Source organism: Pseudomonas sp. CFBP2511 (assembly GCF_030209255.1).
Classification (GTDB): Bacteria; Pseudomonadota; Gammaproteobacteria; order Pseudomonadales; family Pseudomonadaceae; genus Aquipseudomonas; species Aquipseudomonas avellanae.
This window is the reverse complement of record NZ_JARVSI010000028.1, coordinates 89,292-110,998: the sequence shown is the minus strand read 5'-3', so window position 1 is coordinate 110,998 and position 21,707 is coordinate 89,292. Positions and strand designations below refer to the sequence as shown.

The window sequence follows — 21,707 nt, the reverse complement described above, 5'->3', positions numbered from 1 at the left end:
CAAAAGAAAGGGAGCGCTGTAGCGCCCCTTGCGTACGTAAAGATCAAAGAGGAGAAACTTTGATCAGCAACGCGAGGTTGCCATTGTCCAGATAGGTCAGTTCGCCGTTTTTTACTCTGGCGGTCTGCTTCAATCGTTCACTGCTGATGACCACGCCATGTGGGTCCAGCTGGTTGACCCAGAATTGTGCATCAATATCGGTAAAACGTGCCATCGCCAGACTCACGGTGCCCTCGATGGGGAAATGCCCAAGCTTCTCTTCGCCGCTGCTGATCGCCATTTTGCCTGGCTCGGTGCTGATGGTCTGTTGCCATGCGCGCTGCATGAGCACCTGATAGTTGCCACTGCCTTGCAGTTTGTTCGCCAGATCATTCAGTGCAGGGCTGCGCTCACTGCTCGAATCGATCCGCTGCGCACCCTTGTCCCAGTTTTCCGGGGCAAGCTGGCGAGTCGAGGCAGGCTCGCCGTTCTGACGAAACAGCAGTATTTCGACCTGATACGAGCCGTCGGCGAACGCGGTCGGCGCGACCAGCGTCAGCAGCAGGATCAATGAACGAAACAGACGCATGCGTGAATCCTTCAGGCAGTTTTCGGGGTCAGGCGCTCAAACAGCGCTTCGATCGTGTTGAAGCGCTCTTCAGGGCGCTCCATGGGCACCATGAATTTGAACAGCGTGGCACCTTCGAACTTGTAGCGGTTGGGCTGGCTCTGGATCAGTTTGATCAGGGTCAACGGATCGACCGGAGTTTCGGTCGCGAACTCGATACGCCCACCCTGCGGCCCGCCGTCGACTTTCTTGATACCCAGTTGCTCGGCTTGCAGCTTGAGCAGGGTAATGCGCACCAGATTCTTGGTCGGCTCCGGCAGCAAACCGAAACGGTCGATCATCTCGACTTGCAGGTCTTTCAAGGCGTCCTCGTCAGCGGCGTTGGCAATGCGCTTGTAGAGAATCAGTCGCGTGTGCACATCCGGCAGATAAGCTTCCGGGATCAGCGCCGGTACGCGCAGGTTGATTTCCGGTCCGCCGCCCAGGGGTTGATCAAGGTTGGGCTGTTCGCCCTTGCGGATCGACTTGACCGCGCGCTCGAGCATTTCCATGTACAGCGTGAAGCCCACGGCCTGGATCTGGCCGCTCTGGCCGTCGCCGAGCAGTTCGCCAGCACCGCGTATTTCCAGGTCGTTGGTGGCGAGCACGAAGCCCGCGCCGAGGTCCTGAGTGTTGGCAATCGCCTCCAGACGCTTTTCGGCGTCGGAGGTAATCTGTTTGCGTGGCGGTGTCAGCAGGTAGGCATAAGCCTGGTGGTGACTGCGCCCGACGCGCCCGCGCAGTTGGTGCAATTGCGCCAGGCCGAACTTGTCGGCACGCTCGATGATGATGGTGTTGGCGCTCGGCACGTCGATGCCGGTCTCGATGATGGTCGAGGCGATCAGTACGTTGAAGCGTTTGTGGTAGAAATCGCTCATCACCTGCTCGAGGTCGCGTTCACGCATCTGGCCGTGGCCAATGCCGATGCGGGCTTCCGGCACCAGTTCGGCCAGGTCCGCCGCGCATTTTTCGATGGTCTTGACGTCGTTGTGCAGGTAGTAGACCTGCCCGCCGCGCAGCAACTCGCGCAACAGGGCTTCTTTGATCGTCGGCTTGTTCTGCTCCATGACGAAGGTGCGCACCGACAGCCTGCGCGCCGGTGGCGTGGCGATGATCGACAGATCACGCATGCCCGACACGGCCATGTTCAGGGTGCGCGGGATCGGCGTTGCCGTCAGGGTCAGAATGTCGACCTCGCTGCGCAACGCCTTGAGCTGTTCTTTCTGGCGAACACCGAAACGGTGTTCTTCGTCGATGATCACCAGGCCGAGGTTTTTGATCTTCACGTCATCCTGCAGCAGCTTGTGCGTGCCGATGACGATGTCGATCTTGCCTTCGGCCAGATTGGCGACGGCTGCGCTGACTTCCTTGGCCGACTTGAAGCGGCTCATGACTTCGACCGTCACCGGCCAGTCGGCAAAGCGGTCGCGGAAGCTGTTGTAGTGCTGCTGGGCGAGCAGGGTGGTCGGCACCAGAATCGCCACCTGACGCCCGCCGTGCACGGCAATGAATGCAGCGCGCATGGCCACTTCGGTCTTGCCGAAACCCACGTCACCGCACACCAGGCGGTCCATCGGCCGGGGCGCGAGCATGTCGGCGCGCACGGCTTCGATGGTGGTCTGCTGATCCGGGGTTTCCTCAAATGGAAAGCCTGCGCTGAACGTGGCGTAATCGGCTTTCGGGTCGGCAAACGCATAGCCTTCGCGGGCTGCACGGCGAGCGTAGATGTCGAGCAGTTCGGCTGCCACGTCGCGAACCTGTTCGGCGGCCTTGCGTTTGGCCTTCTGCCAGGTTTCCGAGCCCAGGCGATGCAGCGGCGCCATTTCGTCGTCGCTGCCGGTGTAGCGGGCGATCAGGTGCAGGTTGGCGACCGGAACGTACAGCTTGGCGTCCTCGGCGTAGGCCAGCATCAGGAATTCGGCGACCTGATTTTCGACCTCAAGCGTGGCCAGGCCCAGGTAGCGTCCGACACCGTGATCGATGTGCACCACCGGCGCGCCTTCGCGCAGTTCGGTCAGGTTCTTGATGACGGCGTCGTTATTACCGCCATCGGTGCGTTTTTCGCGACGGCGGCGCTGCATGACGCGCTGGCCGAACAGCGGGCTTTCCGCGACCAGTGCCAGTGCCGGCTGGTCCAGCAGCAGGCCTTCGTCCAGCGGCGCAATGGTGATTGCCAGGCGATCCTCGCCCTCGACGAAGTCCAGCCAGCCGTCGACGGTTTTCGGTCGCAGTTTCAGACGTTCGAGCAGTTCCAGCAGCACTTCCCGGCGTCCTGCGGACTCGGCAGTGAACAGCACGCGACCGGGAAAATCATCCAGAAACTTTGCCAGCGCAGCCAACGGCTGAGTGGCCTTGGCTTCAATCGAAAGGTCCGGCAGGGCCTGGGCCGGGAAGCGCTCGCGCCCGGCTCCGGCGTCGACATCCTGCTGGCTGGCCACTACGCGCGGCCAGTTTTTCAGGCGCGCAAAGCAGTCTTCCACCGGCAGGAACAGCTCGGCCGGGGGGAGCAGCGGCCGGGCTGGATCGACGCGGCGTTCTTCGTAGCGGTTGCGCACGTCGTTCCAGAAATTTTCGGCGGCCTGCTCGATGCCCGGCAAGGAAAACACCTGAGTGTCCTGCGGCAGGTAATCGAACAGGGTCGAGGTTTCTTCGAAGAACAGCGGAATGTAGTACTCGATACCGGCTGGCGTGATGCCGCTGCTCAAGTCCTGGAAGATCGGGCTGCGCCGGAAGTCCACGTCGAAGCGTTCGCGGAAGCGGGCCTTGAAGCGGGTGACTTCTTCTTTCTGTAACGGGAATTCACGGGCCGGCAGCAGGCGTACCGACTCGACCTTGTCGATGGAGCGCTGGGTGTCCGGGTCGAAGGTGCGCAGGGTTTCGATTTCATCGTCGAACAGATCGATGCGAAACGGCAGCTTGCTGCCCATCGGGAACAGGTCGATCAGCGCACCACGTACGGTGAACTCGCCGTGCTCGTAAACCGTATCCACATAACGATAACCGCTGGCTTCCAGACGTGTGCGCATGGCGTTCACGTCGAGCTTCTGGCCGACGTCCAGCACCAGGCTGCTGCCGAGCAGAAATTTGGTCGGCGCGAGTCTGTGTAGGGCGGTGGTGATCGGTACTACCAAAACGCCATGCTCCAGCTCCGGCAGGCGATAAAGGCTGGCGATGCGCTGGGAAATGATGTCCTGGTGCGGTGAAAACAGATCGTAGGGCAGGGTTTCCCAGTCCGGGAAGTGCAGAACCGGCAGCGTGGGCGCAAAAAACTTCAGCTCTTGCTCAAGCCGCTCGGCGCTCTGGCTGTCGGCGGTCAAAAGCAGGGTGAAGCGCTTGGCCGCGCTGGCGGCCTCGGCAATGGCCAGGCTCAGTGCAGCACCGGGAAGATTGCCCCAGTGTTGTTTGCCTGCAGCGGCAGAAAGAAGCGGTAGACGCAGAACTGGCACGGAAGGTCAGGCTCCAGGCGTTGCGACAGGGGCGGCGATTGTAACGGGGGAAGGTGGTGGCTGTCAGTTTTCCGCAGTGTTACCACGTATTTACGGGCAAAAATTATGTAGTGCCGGATGAACTGACAGCCGCGCATTGCTCATAAACACTGGCGCGGTCATAATGTAGCCCCTTTTTTCAGCCCCTACATGTGGAAGGTTCCCGTGACTCAGAAGCCCGACCAGTGTCTTGGTGAATGGATTGATCGTGAAGCACTCGCCGAAGCGATGATCCCTCTCATCGGTCAGCTCTACCGCAATAATAATGTGGTGAGTTCGATCTATGGCCGCAGCCTGATCAACCGTTCAGTCATCGCGATTCTCAAAGCCCACCGCTTTGCGCGTCATCGTCAGTCCGATGCGGTTGAGTTGTCCGTACATGAAACGTTCCCGCTTATCAAAGCGATGAGCGAGCTCAAACTGGGTGCCGCTTCGGTGGACCTGGGCAAGCTGGCCGTGAAGTTCAAGACCGAAGGCAATGGCCGCACGCCTGAGCAGTTCGTGCGCGAAGAACTTGCCAGTGTAGTGGGTCAGCAGAGCACCAGCCGCCGCAAGGGTACTGATGTTGTGCTGTATGGTTTCGGTCGTATCGGTCGCCTGCTGGCGCGGATCCTGATCGAGAAGACCGGGGGTGGCGAGGGCCTGCGTCTGCGCGCCATCGTGGTCCGCAAAGGTGCGGAAAACGACCTGGTCAAGCGTGCCAGCCTGCTGCGTCGTGACTCGGTGCACGGCCCGTTCGATGGCACCATCACCATCGACGAAGCCAACAGCACCATCACCGCCAACGGCAACCTGATTCAGGTGATCTACGCCAAGAACCCGACCGAGGTGGATTACACCCAGTACGGTATCAAAGATGCGCTACTGGTAGACAACACCGGTGTATGGCGTGATGCCGAAGGCCTGGGCCAGCATCTGGCGTGCCCTGGCATCGACCGCGTGGTCTTGACAGCGCCGGGCAAAGGCAAGCTGAAGAACATCGTGCACGGCATCAACCACGGTGAAATCACCGCCGACGACAAGATCGTTTCGGCGGCATCCTGCACCACCAACGCCATCGTGCCGGTGCTCAAGGCGGTCAACGACAAGTTCGGCATCACCAACGGTCACGTTGAAACGGTTCACTCGTACACCAACGACCAGAACCTGATCGACAACTTCCACAAGGGCGATCGCCGTGGCCGCAGCGCCGCGCTGAACATGGTCATCACCGAGACCGGTGCAGCGACCGCAGCTGCCAAGGCATTGCCTGAGCTGGCCGGCAAGCTGACCGGCAACGCAATCCGCGTTCCGACGCCGAACGTGTCCATGGCCATTCTCAATCTCAACCTCGAGAAGCCGACCACCCGTGAAGAAATGAACGAGTACCTGCGCTACATGGCGCTGCACTCGGACCTGCACAAGCAGATCGACTTCGTGAACTCGCAGGAAGTGGTGTCCACCGACTTCGTCGGCTCGCGTCACGCCGGTGTGGTGGATGCCGAAGCCACCATCGTCAACGATAACCGCGTTGTGCTGTACGTCTGGTACGACAACGAATTCGGTTACAGCCACCAGGTTGTTCGCGTGATGGAAGACATGGCAGACGTCAATCCGCCAGCGTTCCCGCAGTAAGCATCAAGCGTATGAGTTGCCCGGTGTGACCGGGCAGCGATAAAAAACGGGCGGAATCCTGTGCAAACAGGGTTCGGCCCGTTTTGTTTTGTGGCGTGCCATGAGAATCTGTAAGGCGATGTTTCTTGTGGCCCTTATGGATAATGAGGTGGAGAAAGGATGAGCGGTTCTGCCATGGACGCTTCGCAGCAAAAGCTCAAGAGCAGCTTCTTGCTGCTGTTTCTGACAATTTTCATTCCCTTTGGCCTGGGGCATTTCGTTTCCTACCTGTTTCGTACCGTCAATGCGGTGATCTACGTCGATCTGCAAACCGACCTGAGCTTGCCCGCCAGCAGTCTGGGTTTGCTGACCGGCGTGTACTTTCTGACCTTCGCCGCAGCGCAGATTCCGCTTGGCGTGATGCTCGACCGTTATGGCCCGCGCAGCGTGCAGGCGCCGATGCTGCTGTTCGCGGTTGCCGGTTCGGTCATTTTCAGTGTCTCCAGTACCGAGACCGGGCTGTTGATCGGACGTGGCCTGATCGGCCTGGGGGTGGCGGGTTCACTGATGAGTGCGATCAAGGCGTGTGCCATCTGGTTGCCGGTCGAGCGTTTGCCGCTGAGCACCGCGTGCCTGCTGTCGATTGGCGGGCTGGGCGCGATGGCGTCGACCACACCATTGCATGCGTTGCTGAGCTGGTTGACCTGGCGAGAAGCGTTTCTGGTTCTGGCGCTGCTGACCTTTTGTGTGGTTGTGGTCATACATTTCAGCGTTCCCAAAGCCTACGAGAGCAGAAATACTCGATACAGCGATATGTTTGCTGCGGTCGGCAAACTGTACTCGTCGTGGACGTTCTGGCGTCTGGCGTTGTACTCGGTGTTCGCACACGCCATCTACATGTCGGTGCTGTCATTGTGGATGGGGCCGTGGTTGCGCGACATGGCGGGTTTGAGTGATTCCGCTATGGCCAGTGTGCTGTTGTTCGGGGCCATCGCGATGGTGGCGGGGTCTCTGACGTTCGGCGCGATCACCGATTACCTGCGCAGGTTCGGCGTACAGCCGATCATGATCTGTGGCACCGGGATGGTCATTTTCATCGGCTTCCAGGTGTTGATGGCCAGCGGCTTGCCGGTATCGCCTTATCTGATTGCCATGGGCTTCAGCTTCTTCGGCACCTCGACGACCATGAACTACGCCATCGTGGCGCAATCGGTGTCGCCAGAACTGGCGGGCAGGGTCAGTTCGTCGTTCAATCTGGTGGTGTTCGTACTGGCGTTTTTTCTTCAGTGGCTGATGGGTGTGGTGCTCAATCTGTGGCCAGCGGCGCAGGGTGCCGGTCATCCGCTTGAGGCCTATCAGTGGTCGCTGGGCCTGATGGTGGCGTTGCAATTGCCCGGCGTGTTGCTCTGGCTCAGCTTCCGCCCCTGGAAACGCGCTGTCTGAAAAAGCAAAACCCCGGCCGAGTTCAACTCGTTCCGGGGTTTTCGTTCACCTGTAACAGATTACCGATGCCGCCCTGAATCAAGCGTTGGCAGCGGCTCCGGGGGCCTCAAGCTTTTGCCCGCCCTTGCGGAACAGCACCAGCGTCGCAACCAGACCCAGCACGGCGGCGCCGGTCAGCCAGATGCCTGGGGCTGCCTTGTTGCCCAGTTCGTGGATCAGGTAGGTGCAGGCCGCAGGCGTAAAGCCACCGAAGGTCGCCGTTGCCAGGCTGTAAGCCAGCGAGAAGCCGGTGGTGCGAACGTCGACCGGCATGATCTCGGTCAGCGCCACGACCATCGCCCCGTTGTAGGAGCCATACAGGAACGACAGCCACAACTCGACCATCAGCAGGTTGCCGAAGCTTGGGTGCGCTACCAGCCACGACAGGGCAGGGTAGGCGGTGGCGATGGCCAGCACGGTTGCTGCAATCAGCAGTGGTTTGCGGCCGATACGGTCCGAGAACGACCCCATGATCGGTAGCCAGATGAAGTTGGACACGCCGACGCAGACCGTGACCAGCAGGCTTTCAAGGTCGGTCAGGTTCAGCTCGTTCTTGCCGAAGGTCGGGGTGTACGCCGTGATCAGGTAGAACGTCACGGTGGTCATGACCACCAGCGCCATGCCGCCGATCACCAGGCCGAAGTTCTGGCCGATGGAGCGCACCACTTCACGCAAGGTGGGGCGATGCGTACGGGCTTCGAACTCCGGGGACTCCTCCAGCGAGCGGCGGATGATGAAGATCGCCGGCACGATCAGGCAGCCGATCAGAAACGGCACGCGCCAGCCCCATTCGCCCATCTGCTCGGGGCTCAGCCAATGGTTCAGACCAACGCCCAGTAAACCGGCGAATACCACGGCGGCTTGCTGGCTGGCGGACTGCCAGCTTACAAAAAAGCCTTTACGGCCCGGTGTCGATATTTCGGCCAGATAGACCGAAACACCACCCAGTTCCACACCCGCCGAAAAGCCTTGCAGCAGTCGGCCGAGCAGCACCAGCAGCGGTGCAATCACGCCCAGAGTGGCGTAACCCGGCACGCAGGCGATCAACAGAGTGCCCATTGCCATCATGGCAAGGGTGATAATCAGCCCCTTGCGGCGTCCGTGACGGTCGATGTAGGCACCGAGAAATATCGCACCCAGCGGACGCATCAAAAAGCCTGCGCCGAACGTCGCCAGCGACAGCATCAACGATGCGAATGCGCTGTCGGACGGGAAGAAGGTCTTGGCAATGGCCGTGGCGTAAAAGCCATAGACCATGAAGTCGAACATCTCGAGGAAGTTACCGCTGACAACGCGAAAGATCGCTTTGCCCTTGCTTGTGCTTGTTGTGGAGGCCATTTAGTTACTCGCTCAGGCTCATCGGCTTGGAGTCCGTTGTCGTTGTTATCCCGTTTGCATCGCCATTACGTGTGTGCGACTGGCGATGCACATTTGTAACAGTATGTGTTACAGGGCTCAAAAACAACCGTTTCGGCGATTTGCTATCACTTAACAGACGCTTGACAGGTTTTGATTTTTGAGAATGTCCAATACGTCGAGCCATTACTTTTCGGGTGCACGCAGGCAGACAAACAGGCCGTGTGGGAACCCTGCGCAGGTCATTGACCACTCAGTGTTCAGCCCGGCCTTGTGTCGGGTCGGTGCTGTGCATTTCCAGCAAGTCTTCACGGACAGTTTTCTGTTTCATCTGCCACTGACGGCGAGCCACTTTGGGTGTTTTTGATAATGTGGGGCATGGATTTGCGAGGGTTTTACAGGATTGCAGCGTGCCTTGTGTTGCTGCTGTGTGGTGGCTGTGGCCAGGAGCGCAAGCTGGAGAGCTTTGGCGGGCCAACCATGGGCAGTCACTATTCAGTGGTGTATGTCCGCGGTGCCGGGCAGCCTGACCCGGTGGTAATGCGCCCGGAGGTCGAAGCCATTCTGGCTGACGTCGATCAACAGATGTCGCTGTGGCGCAGTGACTCGGACATTGAGCGTTTCAATGCGCTGCCAGCCAACAGCTGCCAGATCATGTCCACGTCGGTTTTGCACCTTATCCGCGTTGGCGAGCAGCTGTCCCGTGAAAGCGACGGTGCTTTCGACCTGACCGTCAAGCCGCTGATGGACTTGTGGGGGCTGGGCGCTCATGCGCTGTTTGAACAGATGCCGCTGGTGCGGCAGCTGGCCCGGACCCGTACGCTGGTGGGTTATCGCAACCTGCGCATCGTCGGGCAGCAGTTGTGCAAGAACGCTGCCGTGCAAGTGGACCTCAACAGCATCGCCGCCGGTTACGCAGTAGACCGTATCACTGAGCGGATGGACGCGCTTGGCGTGCACGACTACATGGTCCAGGCCACTGGCGAACTGAAAGTCAGCGGGCTCAAACCCGATGGCTCGCCCTGGCGTGTAAACCTTGATGCACCGAGCGATGACGGGTACGACGCACCAAAATTGTTCCCGCTCACTGGCCATGCCATGTCGACCTCGGGCGATTATCGTCGTTACAGGGGCGGCAACGGGCGGCATATTTCCGACACGCTCGACGCGTTGACCGGCAGTCCGGTCAATCATGGTCTGGCCTCGGTGACAGTGCTTCATCCCTCGGCGCTGATGGCTGACGGTCTCTCTTCGCTGCTGTTGATTCTCGGCCCGGAGCGGGGCTGGAATTATGCGCAAGAACACAAAATCCCTGCTTTTTTTGTGATTCGTGCCGATAAGCGCTTTATCATTCGCAGCAACGCGTCGTTTGATCGCCTGGCTGTGAGGTCGTCGCAGTAAGTCTTGCGCTGCATACAGACAAAAATTGGCCTTCGACGCGACCAAGGGTTAATGTTCGCCGCCTCGGTGCGGCGCTAGACTGCGCCGCGTGATTTAGCCAGAGATGCCAGAGTGGCGCCTCGGTCTGTTTAAAGGAGTACGCATGGCTGTCTACAACTACGACGTGGTAGTACTGGGTTCCGGCCCTGCCGGAGAAGGCGCGGCAATGAACGCCGCCAAGGCGGGGCGCAAAGTCGCCATGGTCGACAGCCGTCGGGAAGTGGGCGGCAACTGCACCCATTTGGGCACCATTCCGTCCAAGGCCCTGCGTCACTCGGTCAAACAGATTATCCAGTTCAACACCAATCCCATGTTCCGGGCCATCGGCGAGCCGCGCTGGTTTTCGTTTCCGGATGTGTTGAAGAACGCGGAGATGGTCATCTCCAAGCAGGTGGCCTCGCGCACCAGCTACTACGCCCGCAACCGCGTTGATGTTTTCTTCGGCACCGGCAGCTTTGCCGACGAGACCAGCGTCAATGTGGTCTGTGCCAACGGTGTGGTGGAAAAACTGGTCGCCAACCAGATCATCATCGCCACCGGCTCACGCCCTTATCGCCCGGCCGATATCGATTTCAGCCACAAGCGTATCTACGACAGCGACACCATCCTCAGCCTCGGCCACACCCCACGCAAACTGATCATCTATGGCGCGGGCGTGATCGGCTGCGAATACGCCTCGATCTTCAGCGGTCTGGGTGTTCTGGTCGAGCTGGTGGATAACCGCGATCAACTGCTGAGCTTCCTCGATTCGGAAATCTCCCAGGCGTTGAGCTATCACTTCAGCAACAACAACGTGATGGTTCGTCACAACGAGGAATACGAGCGGGTCGAAGGCCTGGACAATGGTGTGGTTCTGCATCTCAAGTCCGGCAAGAAGATCAAGGCGGACGCCTTGCTGTGGTGCAACGGTCGTACCGGCAATACCGATAAGCTGGGGCTGGAAAACATCGGTCTCAAGGCCAACGGCCGCGGTCAGATCGAAGTGGACGAGGCTTACCGCACCAGTGTTTCCAACGTCTATGGCGCAGGTGATGTGATCGGCTGGCCTAGCCTGGCCAGCGCTGCTTACGATCAGGGTCGTTCAGCGGCTGGCAGCATGGTCGACAACGGCAGCTGGCGCTATGTCAACGACGTGCCGACCGGGATCTATACCATCCCCGAGATCAGTTCGATCGGCAAGAACGAGCACGAACTGACTCAGGCCAAGGTGCCCTACGAAGTCGGCAAGGCGTTCTTCAAGGGCATGGCCCGTGCGCAGATCTCCGGTGAACGGGTCGGCATGCTGAAGATTCTGTTCCACCGCGAGACGCTGGAAGTGCTCGGCGTGCATTGCTTCGGTGACCAGGCGTCCGAGATCGTGCACATCGGCCAGGCGATCATGAGCCAGCCGGGCGAAGCCAACACGATCAAGTATTTCGTCAACACCACGTTCAACTACCCGACCATGGCCGAAGCCTACCGGGTTGCGGCCTACGACGGCCTCAACCGGCTTTTTTGAGCAACTCCGGCCGGCGGCCTGAGCCGGCCGGGGAGACCGATTTCAGCGATTCCCGAGCGTGGCAGTGGCCAAACCGGGAAAGTCTGTAATCAGGCTGTCGACGCCGAAATCAGCGAGCCTGCGCATCAGTGCAGGCTCGTTGACTGTCCACACCGACACATGCAGGCCCTGACGCTGTGCTTTCTGCAGGCGCTCCGGGGTACACAGTGTCCAGTTCAATGCCAGAATTTCACAGCCGTAGCTCTGTGCGACCTTCAACGGATCAAGCCAGGCGTATTCGGCCACCAGCCCGCGCGAGATGTCCGGGGTCAGGTCCTGGGCGGCGCGCAGCACTTCGCGGGAGCTGGAGGTGATGGTGACCTTGTCGAGCAGGCCATGCCGCTGAACCATTTCGCGAATCGCCAGAACGGTATTGGCTGCGCGGGTGCGTGAGGCGCTTTTGACTTCCAGCTGCCAGTGCTCGAAGTCACACTGCTCGAACAGTTCTTCAAGGCGCGGAATCGGGCAGGGCGAGACCCAGCCGGGGCCACCCTTGCGCGCGTCGTAGGTCACAAGGTCTGCGGCGGCATGCTCATTGACCTTGCCGCGCCGGTCGGTGGTGCGCTTGAGGGTCGTGTCGTGAATGACCATCAACTCGCCGTCCAGTGACAGATGCAGGTCCAGTTCACAGCGGCGCACGCCGTGTTTGAGGCATTCCTGGAAGCTGACCAGGGTGTTTTCCGGTGCTTCGCCCTTGGCGCCGCGGTGGCCGTAGATAAGCGTCACGTTTACTCCTGGCCTGTAAGGCGCCAACTGCTGTATGAGATGAGAAAGTCAGGGGAGGCTCAGTTGCCGGAGGGCTGGCCTTGTTCCAGAGCCTGCCGTCGATGCTGAGCCTGGCGTTGCAGCACGTGGCGCGCGAGCAACTGACGCTGGGCGTCCGGCAGATTGATGAAGTCGGTGCTGATGTCGAAATTGCCGTCGGCCAGCGCATCGCACTGCGAGACTCGGGCGCGCAGCATCAGACCGGCAGCCTGGGGCATCAGCACCATCTTGATCGACAGCTGCTCGCCCACTGCAAAACCTTGTTGCGAATTGAATTGAATGCCGCCTTCGGACAATTTGACCGGCTGAGGCGCCCCCAGCTTGCCCAGTGCAGTGTGGGCAACCACTTCGCCAAGCAGGTCGATGCGCTTGCTCAGGGACTTGAGAAAGCTGTTCAGCACCCGGTCGCGCTCGTCGAGCTGGCGCATCAGATGCTGTGATTCGAACTCGCTGACGTGCAGTTCGCTGAGCAGGTCGAACAGGGTCGACGTGTCATGCATGGCGTCCTGGCTCGCCTGATCGGCGGAGGACAAAGGGTTAATTTCCAGTGCGACGCTGTCATCGATACGGTAGTATTCGCGGCGTCCTGCTTCATCTAATGTCGACATGGCGAACCCAAGCTAGCGGCGGTGGTCAGAGAGTTTCGAGTGTAAAGCTGCACGGCAAGGCCCGCCACATGGACGTCCTCATTCCTGCGAACAAAATCCTACATGTTCAGACCTCTATTTGTATTCATCGGCACGCGCTACACCCGTGCGAAGCGACGCAATCATTTTGTTTCCTTCATTTCCCTGACGTCCATGATCGGCCTCGCCCTCGGCGTTGTGGTGATGATAGTCGTGTTATCGGTCATGAACGGTTTCGATCACGAGATGCGTACCCGCGTGCTGGGCATGGTGCCCCACGCGACCATCGAATCCGCTGACCCCATCACCGACTGGCGTGGCCTGGCCGCAAAGGTTCAGGAAAACCCGCAGGTGCTGGCGGTTGCGCCGTTCACGCAAATGCAGGGTTTGCTGACCCATGACGGCAAGGTGCAGAAGGTGCTGCTCAACGGCATCAACCCGGCCGAAGAGCGCAAGGTGTCGATCATCGACCACTTCATCCAGCAGGGTCAGCTCGACAGCCTGTCTGCGGGCAGCTTCGGCATCATGATCGGCGACAAGGCTGCGGCCAAACTGGGTGTCGTGGTGGGCGACAAGCTGACCTTTGTCGCGCCCGAAGTCACGGTTACGCCTGCCGGCATGTTCCCGCGCATGAAACGTTTTGAAGTGACCGGCATTTTTCACGTCGGCGCTGGCGAGATCGACGGGTTTCTGGGGTTGACCAATCTTGACGACCTGGCCCGCCTGCATCGCTGGAAACCCGATCAGGTGCAGGGCCTGCGCTTGAAGTTCGATGACCTGTTCGCTGCGCCGCGCACTTCGTGGGAAATCGCGCAGAAGCTGGGCGAAAACAATTTCTATTCCCGTGACTGGACGCGTACCCACGGCAACCTCTATCAGGCCATCCGCATGGAAAAAGCCATGATCGGCCTGTTGTTGCTGCTGATTGTTGCCGTCGCGGCGTTCAACATCATTTCCACGCTGGTGATGGTGGTCAACGACAAGAAAGGCGATATCGCCATTCTGCGCACGCTGGGTGCTACACCACGGCAGATCATGGCGATTTTCATGGTGCAGGGCACGGTGATCGGCGTGGTCGGCACGCTGATCGGTGCGGCGCTGGGCATTCTGGCGGCGCTCAATGTCAGTGCGGCCATCTCGATGCTCGAAGGGCTGATCGGCCACAAGTTTCTCAATGCCGATGTCTATTTCATTGATTACCTGCCTTCGCAACTGATGGCCCAGGACGTGTTCCAGGTCTGCGGTGCGGCGTTGGTCCTGAGTTTCCTCGCCACCCTGTATCCGGCCTGGCGTGCTGCGCGCACCCAGCCGGCGGAGGCGTTACGTTATGAGTGAGTCGGGCATGTCTGATAAAGCAGTATTGAGTTGCCGCAATCTGGGTAAGTCCTACGAGGAAGGCCCGGAGTCTGTGGTGGTGTTGTCCGGCCTGCAACTGGAGCTGCATCCGGGTGAGCGGGTTGCGATTGTCGGTACTTCCGGGTCGGGTAAAAGCACCTTGCTGAACCTGCTGGGCGGGCTGGACACGCCGTCCGAAGGCAGTGTCTGGCTGGCGGGCGAAGAGTTGTCGGCACTGGGCGAAAAGGCCCGTGGCCTGCTGCGCAACCGGGCGCTGGGTTTCGTCTATCAGTTTCACCACTTGCTGCCCGAGTTCACCGCACTTGAAAACGTCTGCATGCCCCTGTTGATCGGCCGCACCGCCATCCCCGAAGCGCGCCAGCGTGCCACGGCGTTGCTGGAGCGTGTCGGCCTCGGTCATCGTCTGGCGCACAAGCCTTCCGAGTTGTCCGGCGGTGAGCGTCAGCGTGTCGCCATTGCTCGTGCACTGATCAATCAGCCGGGTCTGGTGATGCTCGACGAGCCCACCGGCAACCTCGATCACCATACCGCGCAGGGCATCCAGGACCTGATGCGTGAATTGAGCACCTCGTCGCGTACGGCATTTCTGATCGTGACTCACGACATGAGCCTTGCCAGACAGATGGACCGCATCCTGCGTCTGGAAGGCGGGCGTCTGGTCGAAGCCTGATTCACTGGCCCGGCGCAATCCATCGCGCCGGGTTTTTGCATTTTCACGACGCTATTTTCCACGGTGTTTCGCCAATGTTCAGACCGTTACCCCTCTTTATCGGCATGCGCTATACCCGCGCCAAACGCCGCAAAAGCTTCATTTCGTTCATTTCAATGACCTCGATGATCGGTCTGGCACTTGGTGTGCTGGCGATGATCGTGGTCTTGTCGGTGATGAACGGTTTCCAGCGGGAAATGAGCTCGCGGATTCTGGGCATGGTGCCGCATGCGGTGATCGCGGGCGCCAAGCCGGTGGATGACTGGAAGCCGCTGGCCGAAGCCGCCCTGAAAAACCCGGAAGTCACTGCTGCCGTGCCGTTTACCGACATGGAAGGCATGCTCTCCTACAAAGGTTCAATGCAACCGATCCAGATCAGCGGCGTCGATCCTGCGCTGGAACACGAAGTTTCCATCGTCACTCAGCACATCACCCGCGGCAGCCTCGCAGGCCTGAAACCGGGCGAGTTCGGAGTGGTGCTGGGTGATCTCACTGCGCGGCGCTTTCGCCTGACCATCGGCGACAAACTGACCTTGATCGTGCCCGAAGTCAGCAGCGCGCCGGGCGGCATCACGCCGCGCCTGCAACGCCTGACGGTGGTGGGTATCTTCAAGGTCGGCGCAGAGCTGGACGGCTCGATGGGACTGATCAACATCGCCGACGCCGCGCAGATGCAGCGCTGGCAGCCTGATCAGGTGCAGGGCGTGCGTCTGGCGCTCAAAGATCTGTACAAGGCGCCGCAGGTGTCTACGGCGATCGCTTCGGGGCTGGGTGAGGGCTATCACGCCGATGACTGGACTCACACACAAGGCAGCCTGTTCAGCGCGATGAAAATGGAAAAGACCATGATCGGCCTGTTACTGCTGATGATTGTCGCCGTTGCAGCGTTCAACATCATTGCCACGCTGATCATGGTGGTCAATGACAAGGGCGCGGACATCGCCATCCTGCGCACCATCGGCGCGACGCCGCGGCAGATCATGGCGATCTTCATGGTTCAGGGCACCGTGATCGGTATTGTCGGCACGTTGATCGGGGGCGTTCTCGGCATCATTGCCGCCTTGAACGTCAGCAGCCTGGTGGGCTGGATCGAACGGGTCAGCGGCCAGCACATCTTCAGTTCCGATGTGTACTTCATCAGCAACCTGCCTTCCGAGCTGCAAGGCGGCGATGTGTTGCTAATCTGCAGCGCCGGTTTCATCCTGAGCTTTCTGGCCACGGTCTACCCGGCATGGCGTGCCGCGCAGATCGAGCCGGCGCATGCGCTGCGTTATGAGTGATCAAGCGTATTGCTCATAGCGACGGATTGCGGGTTGAAGCGGATTTCCGCTGAAAGCCCGCTGCAAACCCTATAAACTCGCCGCGTTAATTCTCGATCCAGGTATCGTCATGCATCCCGCAGCCGAACACTCGCCGCTGGGCAAATCCAGTGAATACATCGCCACTTACACGCCGTCCCTGCTGTTCCCCATCCCGCGTGCCGCAAAATGGGCCGAGCTGGGGCTGACCGCGCAGACGCTGCCGTACAAGGGCGTCGATTTCTGGAACTGCTACGAGCTGTCCTGGCTGTTGCCATCCGGTAAGCCCGTGGTTGCGATTGCCGAGTTCAGCATTCCGGCCGATTCGCCGAATATCATTGAGTCGAAGTCCTTCAAGCTGTACCTCAACTCGCTGAACCAGACTGCGTTCGATGGCGCTGCACGGGTACAGGCAACGCTCGAAAAAGACCTGTCAGCCGCTGCTGGCAAGCCGGTCGGTGTGCGCATTCGCAACCTGGCGGAAATCGAAGAGGAGGGTGTCGCGGTATTGCCGGGTATGTGCATCGACGAACTGGACATCACCGTCAGCAGCTACGACCAGCCGCAGCCCGAGCTGTTGCGCTGTGATGATTCGCAGGTCATCGAGGAAGCCGTACACAGCCACCTGCTCAAATCCAACTGCCCGGTCACCAGCCAGCCCGACTGGGGCAGCGTGGTGGTCGAATACCGTGGCGCAGCGCTGGATCATGCGAGCCTGCTGGCCTACATCGTCAGCTTCCGCCAGCATTCGGATTTTCACGAGCAGTGCGTGGAAAGAATCTTTCTCGACCTGCAGCGTCTGCTCAAACCGGAAAAGCTTACCGTCTACGCCCGCTACGTGCGCCGCGGCGGCCTGGACATCAACCCTTACCGCAGCACCGAAGTGCTCGACGTGGCCAATCGCAGGCTGGCTCGGCAGTAGCTTCGTCCGTGCCTTGAACCGTAAACAAACACCACTGACATCGCAAAACCGCTGTATGACGCAGAGCTGGGCGCTCCCCTTGTGGGATCGGACCGGGCTACGCTTCGCTCGTTCGCTATATCTCGGTTTTGTAGGAGCGGACTTGTCCGCGAACTGCCGGGAACCGGCAGCAAAATCTATACATACGGTACATCGGACACAACCGAGGTCACCGGTTTCAGGGCCGCTTCGCAACCCTTCGTGGACAAGTCCACTCCTACGCCCTCCGGGCAGAAGCTCGTTTTCCGCGCTCATAGGACTTTAATGCGCGGAACGAACCAACGTACTAACCCAACTCAATCAAACCCCGATATTGCCCAATGTCTGCACAATATTGCGCAGCGTTCCGGCAATGGTCGGATGCTCCAGCTCAAAACGCTCCACGGCCAGGTTCACGCCATCTGCCAGGCTGCTGTCCTGCTCATGAGTTGCTTGTTCCAGCTGAATTTTCATTTCAATTTGTTGCATCAGCTCGTTCAGGTTGTCCCGCTCGGATTCTGACATCGGCGGATTGTACTCAAGTTGCTCGCGCAGGGTATCGAGTTGTTCTTGAAGTTCGCGGGCGGGCATGACGTGCTCCTTGATTGATAAGTCTGTCTCATGGACTTCGCCGAACGGCTAAAGGTCCGTAGTGACTCAAGACTAATCCAGTAAGCTCGCCTGTGCACGTATCAGGGTTTTTCACCTTTGCTACGTCGCAGCGCAATGTCGGCCAGGCATGACTCCAGCTCACCGAGGTGGTCGATGACCGAATGCACGCCCAGCGAATAAAGCTTGAGCGTGGCCTGCGCACGCCGCTGCTCTCGCTCGGCGTTGTTCAGCGCCTGCCATTGCGACGGAGACAGCCCGCACAGTGGGCCGCACGACGCCAGGCCGATCGTCCACAACCCGGCGTTCAGGCCGGATTGCAGCAGACGCGGGTCGCCGCTGATCAGCACGCAACCCTCCAACTGGCTGACGTTCAATGCCATCAGGGCCATCCAGCAGGCATCAGGCTGAGGCCAGCCGGCAGTCGGGCGTGGTGCAGCAATCATCCAGTCGTTCACGGGGGCTGCAAGAGGAGTGCTGAGGGCTTCAGGCAGCTCGTCGATCCACGCGCAAGGCATTCCCTGATCACGCAATGCCTTCAATGCGTTATGCGCGCCAGGCGTAAGCTGCGCGTGCTCATCGTCGGGCGTGTCTGACGTCGCGGCCTGCGCACCGAAGTCCACCAGGCAGCCACTAAGGCCGAACAGCAGGGCGGGAAAGGTTGGTAAAGGCGTAAGGCGCGGCGCGAGCATGAATGTCTCTCTGAAATATTCAAAAACGCTACCGACCTTTTGTGACACTTCAATGAATCTGCGATGACGAAGTTTATCCGTCCCTCATGACTGACAGACCTGCCTTATTCATGACAGAAGGCTTTATACTCCCTCACCTTAGCGTGTGGGGCGTAGCACCCGCGTCATTATTTCGATATCTCGATCAGGAGTGTCAGCTATGCCCGTCACTGGTGCAGGCTTTATCAAGCGTTTGACGCAATTGTCCCTCTGCGCCGGCATGGCGCTGGTCCCGGTGGCCGTACAGGCAGCCGAAAGCGATCCTTGGGAAGGCATCAACCGTTCCATTTTCAGCTTCAACGATACCCTTGACGCTTACACGCTCAAGCCGTTGGCAAAGGGGTATCAGTACATCGCTCCGCAGTTTGTCGAAGACGGTATTCATAATTTCTTCAGCAATATCGGCGATGTTGGCAATCTGGCGAACAACGTCTTGCAGGCCAAACCTGAAGCGGCCGGTGTAGATACCGCACGCCTTATCGTCAACACCACGTTCGGTCTGCTGGGCTTCATTGACGTTGGCACCCGCATGGGCCTGCAACGCAGTGATGAAGACTTCGGCCAGACACTGGGCTACTGGGGTGTGCCAAGCGGCCCGTTCGTGGTGATTCCGCTGCTGGGCCCAAGCACGGTGCGTGACGCCATTGCCAAGTACCCGGACACCTACACCTCCCCGTACCGCTATATTGATCACGTACCCACCCGCAACACGGCGTTGGGCGTCAATCTGGTCGACACGCGTGCCAGCCTGCTGTCCGCCGAGCGCCTGGTCAGTGGTGATCGCTACACCTTCATCCGCAACGCTTACTTGCAGAACCGCGAATTCAAGGTCAAGGACGGGCAGGTCGAAGACGATTTTTAATCGTCAATTTGTATCTGCGTAAATCAATAAAGGCGACCTCGGGTCGCCTTTGTTTTTTTTGAAAGTGTGAACCGGTTCCGCTCGCAGTCAGCTCATGGACACGATTGAAAGCCCCAGTTTCTGTCCGCCGCCTTCTTCATCGTTGACCCACACCACCTCGGTTTCTGCCTCAAGCCCCTTGAGCGCAGCATGATCGGAGTCGATGCGCACGCTGAGCTTGTCGCCGATCTGGAATGCGCGGGGCGCCTGTACCTGCATGCCCGAGCTGGAAAGGTCAATGCACACGGCGGGAATCACCTGACCCGCGTGAATCAGGTTGACGTCTGCATCGACGCGCATACGGATGTAATCCCGCTTTTCCTCGTAGTCTCGATCATTTCGACTCATGTACAGTCCTTCGATTTAGTTGCTGATGTGTCAGTTCTTATAACTCTGGGTGATTTGCGATGTAAAGAGCGCAAAGTGAGGGCAGGAGCATGCTTGAAACACCCGTCGGATGGGAGTACCGTCTGCGCCTTGAAGGGCACCTCTGAAACACGAAAGGCACATCCAGTTGTGCGCGTGTTATTACGGAGAGGCTAGAAGCGAATCCAGTAAGCGGGTTCCGGTAATACCGGACCGCCTACGCCAACCTGATCTGGCGCCGTTTGCCCCCATGCCAAAAACCAGTGCCAAGCTGCTGATTATCGATGACGACGACGTAGTGCGCGCAAGCCTTGCCGCCTACCTGGAAGACAGTGGCTTCAGCGTTCTGCAGGCCAGCAACGGCTTGCAGGGAATTCAGATATTCGAGCAAGAGAACCCCGATCTTGTGGTCTGCGATCTGCGCATGCCACAGATGGGCGGTCTTGAGCTGATCCGTCAGGTCACCGCTATCGCGCCTCAGACCCCTGTCATCGTGGTTTCCGGTGCGGGCGTGATGAGCGATGCGGTTGAAGCCCTGCGCCTGGGCGCCGCCGATTATCTGATCAAGCCGCTTGAAGACCTCGCGGTCCTCGAGCATTCGGTGCGCCGCGCACTGGATCGGTCACGCCTGCTCAATGAAAATCAGGTCTATCGTGAACAGCTGGAGAAGGCCAATCGCGAGCTCGAAGCCAGCCTTCATCTTTTGCAGGAAGACCAGGACGCAGGCCGGCAAGTACAGATCAACATGCTGCCCATCACCCCTTGGTCAATTGCCGAGTTCAAGTTTGCGCATCAGATCATCCCGTCCCTGTACCTGTCCGGCGACTTCGTGGACTACTTCCGGGTCGACGAACGGCGTGTAGCGTTCTATCTGGCGGATGTTTCTGGCCATGGTGCATCTTCGGCGTTCATTACCGTGCTGCTGAAATTCATGACCACGCGTTTGCTGTTCGAGTCCAAGCGCGGTGGCACGTTGCCCGAATTCAAGCCGTCGGACGTACTGGGGCACATCAATCGCGGGCTCATCAGTTGCAAGCTGGGCAAGCATGTGACGATGGTCGGCGGTGTCATTGACGAAGAGTCGGGTAAACTGACGTATGCCGTCGGCGGCCACTTGCCGCTGCCGGTCTTGTATTCCGAGGGGCAGGCGCGTTATCTGGACGGCCGTGGGCTTCCGGTCGGGCTGTTCAATGAAGCGACGTATCAGGATCATGAAATCGACCTGCCAGCGTCCTTCAGTCTGACCATGTTGTCTGATGGCATACTGGATCTGTTGCCCGGTGATACACTCAAAGAGAAAGAAGCCATTCTTCCGGAGTTGGTGAAGAAGGCTGGCGGCAGCCTGGATGGCTTGCAGCGGGTTTTTGAATTGGCAACACTTGGGGAGATGCCGGATGATATCGCCTTGTTAGTGTTAAGCAGGAATCTTGAATGAGTACCGGTAGAATCCAGTTCGCCGAGCAGGAAGGCACCTTCGTTCTCAAGTTCGTGGGTGAAGTGCGGTTGACGCTGTGTTCGGCCCTGGATGCGACCATCGAGCGTATCTTCACTGCGTTGAATTTTTCCGCAGTGGTGATCGACCTCACCGAGACGCGCAGCATCGACAGCACCACGCTTGGCTTGCTGGCCAAGCTGTCGATTCTGTCGCGCCAGAAGGTAGGCCTGCTGCCGACGCTGGTCACCACTCACGAAGACATCACGCGCCTGTTGCAGTCGATGGGCTTCGATCAGGTGTTCAATATCGTTGACCGGCCTCTGCCGCGTCCTGAGTGCCTGACTGACCTGCCGTCACAGGATCAGTGCGAAGAAGTGGTCAAAGCCAAGGTGCTTGAAGCGCACAAGATACTGATGGGCCTGAACGACTCGAATCGTGAAGCATTCCACGATCTGGTCAACGCGCTGGAAGGTCAGCGCTAGGCAATTCACT

The 21,707-nt window shown here is 59.3% G+C and carries 19 protein-coding genes; 11 read left to right on the top strand and 8 right to left on the bottom strand.

What is annotated here, in order from left to right; translation table 11 throughout:
* Positions 1-43: 43 nt before the first annotated feature.
* Both QRN38_RS23200 and mfd read right to left on the bottom strand, forming a co-directional pair.
* A complete protein-coding gene (locus QRN38_RS23200; protein WP_044390124.1) occupies positions 44-568 on the bottom strand; it encodes a CsiV family protein in 525 nt (174 codons plus the stop codon).
* A gap of 11 nt (positions 569-579) precedes the next feature.
* Positions 580-4,032 carry a transcription-repair coupling factor gene (gene mfd / locus QRN38_RS23195; protein WP_011103850.1) on the bottom strand — a complete coding sequence of 1,151 codons (3,453 nt, stop codon included), beginning with the start codon at positions 4,030-4,032 and terminating at the stop codon, positions 580-582.
* A gap of 189 nt (positions 4,033-4,221) precedes the next feature.
* Here mfd and QRN38_RS23190 point away from each other — a divergent pair, with 189 nt between their 5' ends.
* Both QRN38_RS23190 and QRN38_RS23185 read left to right on the top strand, forming a co-directional pair.
* On the top strand, positions 4,222-5,685 hold the full coding sequence (locus tag QRN38_RS23190) for a glyceraldehyde-3-phosphate dehydrogenase (protein WP_007244218.1): 1,464 nt from the start codon (positions 4,222-4,224) through the stop codon (positions 5,683-5,685).
* A 159-nt stretch (positions 5,686-5,844) separates the two neighbouring features.
* Complete coding sequence (locus tag QRN38_RS23185) at positions 5,845-7,107, top strand: MFS transporter (protein WP_044390127.1); 1,263 nt, start codon at positions 5,845-5,847, stop codon at positions 7,105-7,107.
* 78 nt (positions 7,108-7,185) lie between these two features.
* Here the strand turns inward: QRN38_RS23185 and QRN38_RS23180 are convergent, their stop codons facing one another.
* On the bottom strand, positions 7,186-8,484 hold the full coding sequence (locus QRN38_RS23180) for an MFS transporter (RefSeq protein ID WP_007244216.1): 1,299 nt from the start codon (positions 8,482-8,484) through the stop codon (positions 7,186-7,188).
* Positions 8,485-8,919: 435 nt separating this feature from the next.
* Here QRN38_RS23180 and QRN38_RS23175 point away from each other — a divergent pair, with 435 nt between their 5' ends.
* Both QRN38_RS23175 and sthA read left to right on the top strand, forming a co-directional pair.
* Entirely contained in the window at positions 8,920-9,903 is a 984-nt protein-coding gene (locus QRN38_RS23175; protein WP_005771329.1) for an FAD:protein FMN transferase, read from the top strand.
* 142 nt (positions 9,904-10,045) lie between these two features.
* Positions 10,046-11,440, top strand: a complete 1,395-nt coding sequence (gene sthA / locus QRN38_RS23170) for a Si-specific NAD(P)(+) transhydrogenase (protein WP_005771330.1) — start codon at positions 10,046-10,048, stop codon at positions 11,438-11,440.
* Between the two features lie 42 nt (positions 11,441-11,482).
* Here sthA and QRN38_RS23165 read toward each other — a convergent pair whose 3' ends face one another.
* Positions 11,483-12,205 (bottom strand): glycerophosphodiester phosphodiesterase, encoded by a 723-nt coding sequence (locus QRN38_RS23165; protein WP_003383089.1) that lies wholly within the window; start codon positions 12,203-12,205, stop codon positions 11,483-11,485.
* Positions 12,206-12,264: 59 nt separating this feature from the next.
* Positions 12,265-12,852, bottom strand: coding sequence for a PilZ domain-containing protein (locus QRN38_RS23160; RefSeq protein ID WP_005771334.1), 588 nt, complete (start codon positions 12,850-12,852; stop codon positions 12,265-12,267).
* A 102-nt stretch (positions 12,853-12,954) separates the two neighbouring features.
* Between QRN38_RS23160 and QRN38_RS23155 the strand changes: the two genes are divergently transcribed.
* The 4 genes from QRN38_RS23155 to queF all read left to right on the top strand — a co-directional run bounded on the left by QRN38_RS23155 (position 12,955) and on the right by queF (position 17,155).
* The gene (locus QRN38_RS23155) at positions 12,955-14,205 is read left to right on the top strand and encodes a lipoprotein-releasing ABC transporter permease subunit (protein WP_007244213.1); all 1,251 of its coding nucleotides are present in this window, start codon (positions 12,955-12,957) and stop codon (positions 14,203-14,205) included.
* A gap of 7 nt (positions 14,206-14,212) precedes the next feature.
* A complete protein-coding gene (gene lolD, locus QRN38_RS23150; protein ID WP_007244212.1) occupies positions 14,213-14,896 on the top strand; it encodes a lipoprotein-releasing ABC transporter ATP-binding protein LolD in 684 nt (227 codons plus the stop codon).
* Positions 14,897-14,970: 74 nt separating this feature from the next.
* A complete protein-coding gene (locus QRN38_RS23145; RefSeq protein ID WP_057417626.1) occupies positions 14,971-16,215 on the top strand; it encodes a lipoprotein-releasing ABC transporter permease subunit in 1,245 nt (414 codons plus the stop codon).
* A 109-nt stretch (positions 16,216-16,324) separates the two neighbouring features.
* Positions 16,325-17,155, top strand: a complete 831-nt coding sequence (gene queF, locus QRN38_RS23140) for an NADPH-dependent 7-cyano-7-deazaguanine reductase QueF (RefSeq protein WP_057417627.1) — start codon at positions 16,325-16,327, stop codon at positions 17,153-17,155.
* A 339-nt stretch (positions 17,156-17,494) separates the two neighbouring features.
* Here queF and QRN38_RS23135 read toward each other — a convergent pair whose 3' ends face one another.
* Positions 17,495-17,764, bottom strand: a complete 270-nt coding sequence (locus QRN38_RS23135) for a DUF4404 family protein (RefSeq protein WP_024667433.1) — start codon at positions 17,762-17,764, stop codon at positions 17,495-17,497.
* Positions 17,765-17,865: 101 nt separating this feature from the next.
* Positions 17,866-18,474 (bottom strand): HAD superfamily inactivated hydrolase PcrP, encoded by a 609-nt coding sequence (gene pcrP / locus QRN38_RS23130; protein ID WP_054089733.1) that lies wholly within the window; start codon positions 18,472-18,474, stop codon positions 17,866-17,868.
* Between the two features lie 199 nt (positions 18,475-18,673).
* Here pcrP and QRN38_RS23125 point away from each other — a divergent pair, with 199 nt between their 5' ends.
* Positions 18,674-19,375, top strand: a complete 702-nt coding sequence (locus QRN38_RS23125; RefSeq protein WP_003382959.1) for an MlaA family lipoprotein — start codon at positions 18,674-18,676, stop codon at positions 19,373-19,375.
* A gap of 87 nt (positions 19,376-19,462) precedes the next feature.
* On the opposite strand, the gene QRN38_RS23120 is transcribed toward QRN38_RS23125, so the two are convergent.
* A complete protein-coding gene (locus tag QRN38_RS23120; protein WP_003382960.1) occupies positions 19,463-19,762 on the bottom strand; it encodes a PilZ domain-containing protein in 300 nt (99 codons plus the stop codon).
* Positions 19,763-20,030: 268 nt separating this feature from the next.
* On the opposite strand from QRN38_RS23120, the gene rssB reads away from it, so the two are divergent.
* Both rssB and rssC read left to right on the top strand, forming a co-directional pair.
* Positions 20,031-21,215: a two-component system response regulator RssB gene (gene rssB / locus QRN38_RS23115; protein WP_007244208.1), complete on the top strand. Its 1,185-nt coding sequence runs from the start codon at positions 20,031-20,033 to the stop codon at positions 21,213-21,215.
* Positions 21,212-21,697 carry an anti-sigma factor antagonist RssC gene (gene rssC / locus QRN38_RS23110; RefSeq protein WP_003315067.1) on the top strand — a complete coding sequence of 162 codons (486 nt, stop codon included), beginning with the start codon at positions 21,212-21,214 and terminating at the stop codon, positions 21,695-21,697. The genes rssB and rssC overlap by 4 nt, the downstream gene beginning before the upstream one ends.
* The last annotated feature ends 10 nt before the right edge of the window (positions 21,698-21,707 follow it).

Bases quoted from the DNA above. Each gene is read 5' to 3' on its own strand.
- QRN38_RS23155 (WP_007244213.1), top strand. From the start codon at position 12,955: ATGTTCAGACCTCTATTTGTATTCATCGGCACGCGCTACACCCGTGCG.
- QRN38_RS23200 (WP_044390124.1), bottom strand. From the start codon at position 568: ATGCGTCTGTTTCGTTCATTGATCCTGCTGCTGACGCTGGTCGCGCCG.
- QRN38_RS23180 (WP_007244216.1), bottom strand. From the start codon at position 8,484: ATGGCCTCCACAACAAGCACAAGCAAGGGCAAAGCGATCTTTCGCGTT.
- sthA (WP_005771330.1), top strand. From the start codon at position 10,046: ATGGCTGTCTACAACTACGACGTGGTAGTACTGGGTTCCGGCCCTGCC.
- QRN38_RS23185 (WP_044390127.1), top strand. From the start codon at position 5,845: ATGAGCGGTTCTGCCATGGACGCTTCGCAGCAAAAGCTCAAGAGCAGC.
- QRN38_RS23145 (WP_057417626.1), top strand. From the start codon at position 14,971: ATGTTCAGACCGTTACCCCTCTTTATCGGCATGCGCTATACCCGCGCC.
- QRN38_RS23135 (WP_024667433.1), bottom strand. From the start codon at position 17,764: ATGCCCGCCCGCGAACTTCAAGAACAACTCGATACCCTGCGCGAGCAA.
- rssB (WP_007244208.1), top strand. From the start codon at position 20,031: ATGCCAAAAACCAGTGCCAAGCTGCTGATTATCGATGACGACGACGTA.
- pcrP (WP_054089733.1), bottom strand. From the start codon at position 18,474: ATGCTCGCGCCGCGCCTTACGCCTTTACCAACCTTTCCCGCCCTGCTG.
- rssC (WP_003315067.1), top strand. From the start codon at position 21,212: ATGAGTACCGGTAGAATCCAGTTCGCCGAGCAGGAAGGCACCTTCGTT.
- queF (WP_057417627.1), top strand. From the start codon at position 16,325: ATGCATCCCGCAGCCGAACACTCGCCGCTGGGCAAATCCAGTGAATAC.
- QRN38_RS23125 (WP_003382959.1), top strand. From the start codon at position 18,674: ATGCCCGTCACTGGTGCAGGCTTTATCAAGCGTTTGACGCAATTGTCC.
- QRN38_RS23190 (WP_007244218.1), top strand. From the start codon at position 4,222: ATGTGGAAGGTTCCCGTGACTCAGAAGCCCGACCAGTGTCTTGGTGAA.
- lolD (WP_007244212.1), top strand. From the start codon at position 14,213: ATGTCTGATAAAGCAGTATTGAGTTGCCGCAATCTGGGTAAGTCCTAC.
- QRN38_RS23120 (WP_003382960.1), bottom strand. From the start codon at position 19,762: ATGAGTCGAAATGATCGAGACTACGAGGAAAAGCGGGATTACATCCGT.
- QRN38_RS23160 (WP_005771334.1), bottom strand. From the start codon at position 12,852: ATGTCGACATTAGATGAAGCAGGACGCCGCGAATACTACCGTATCGAT.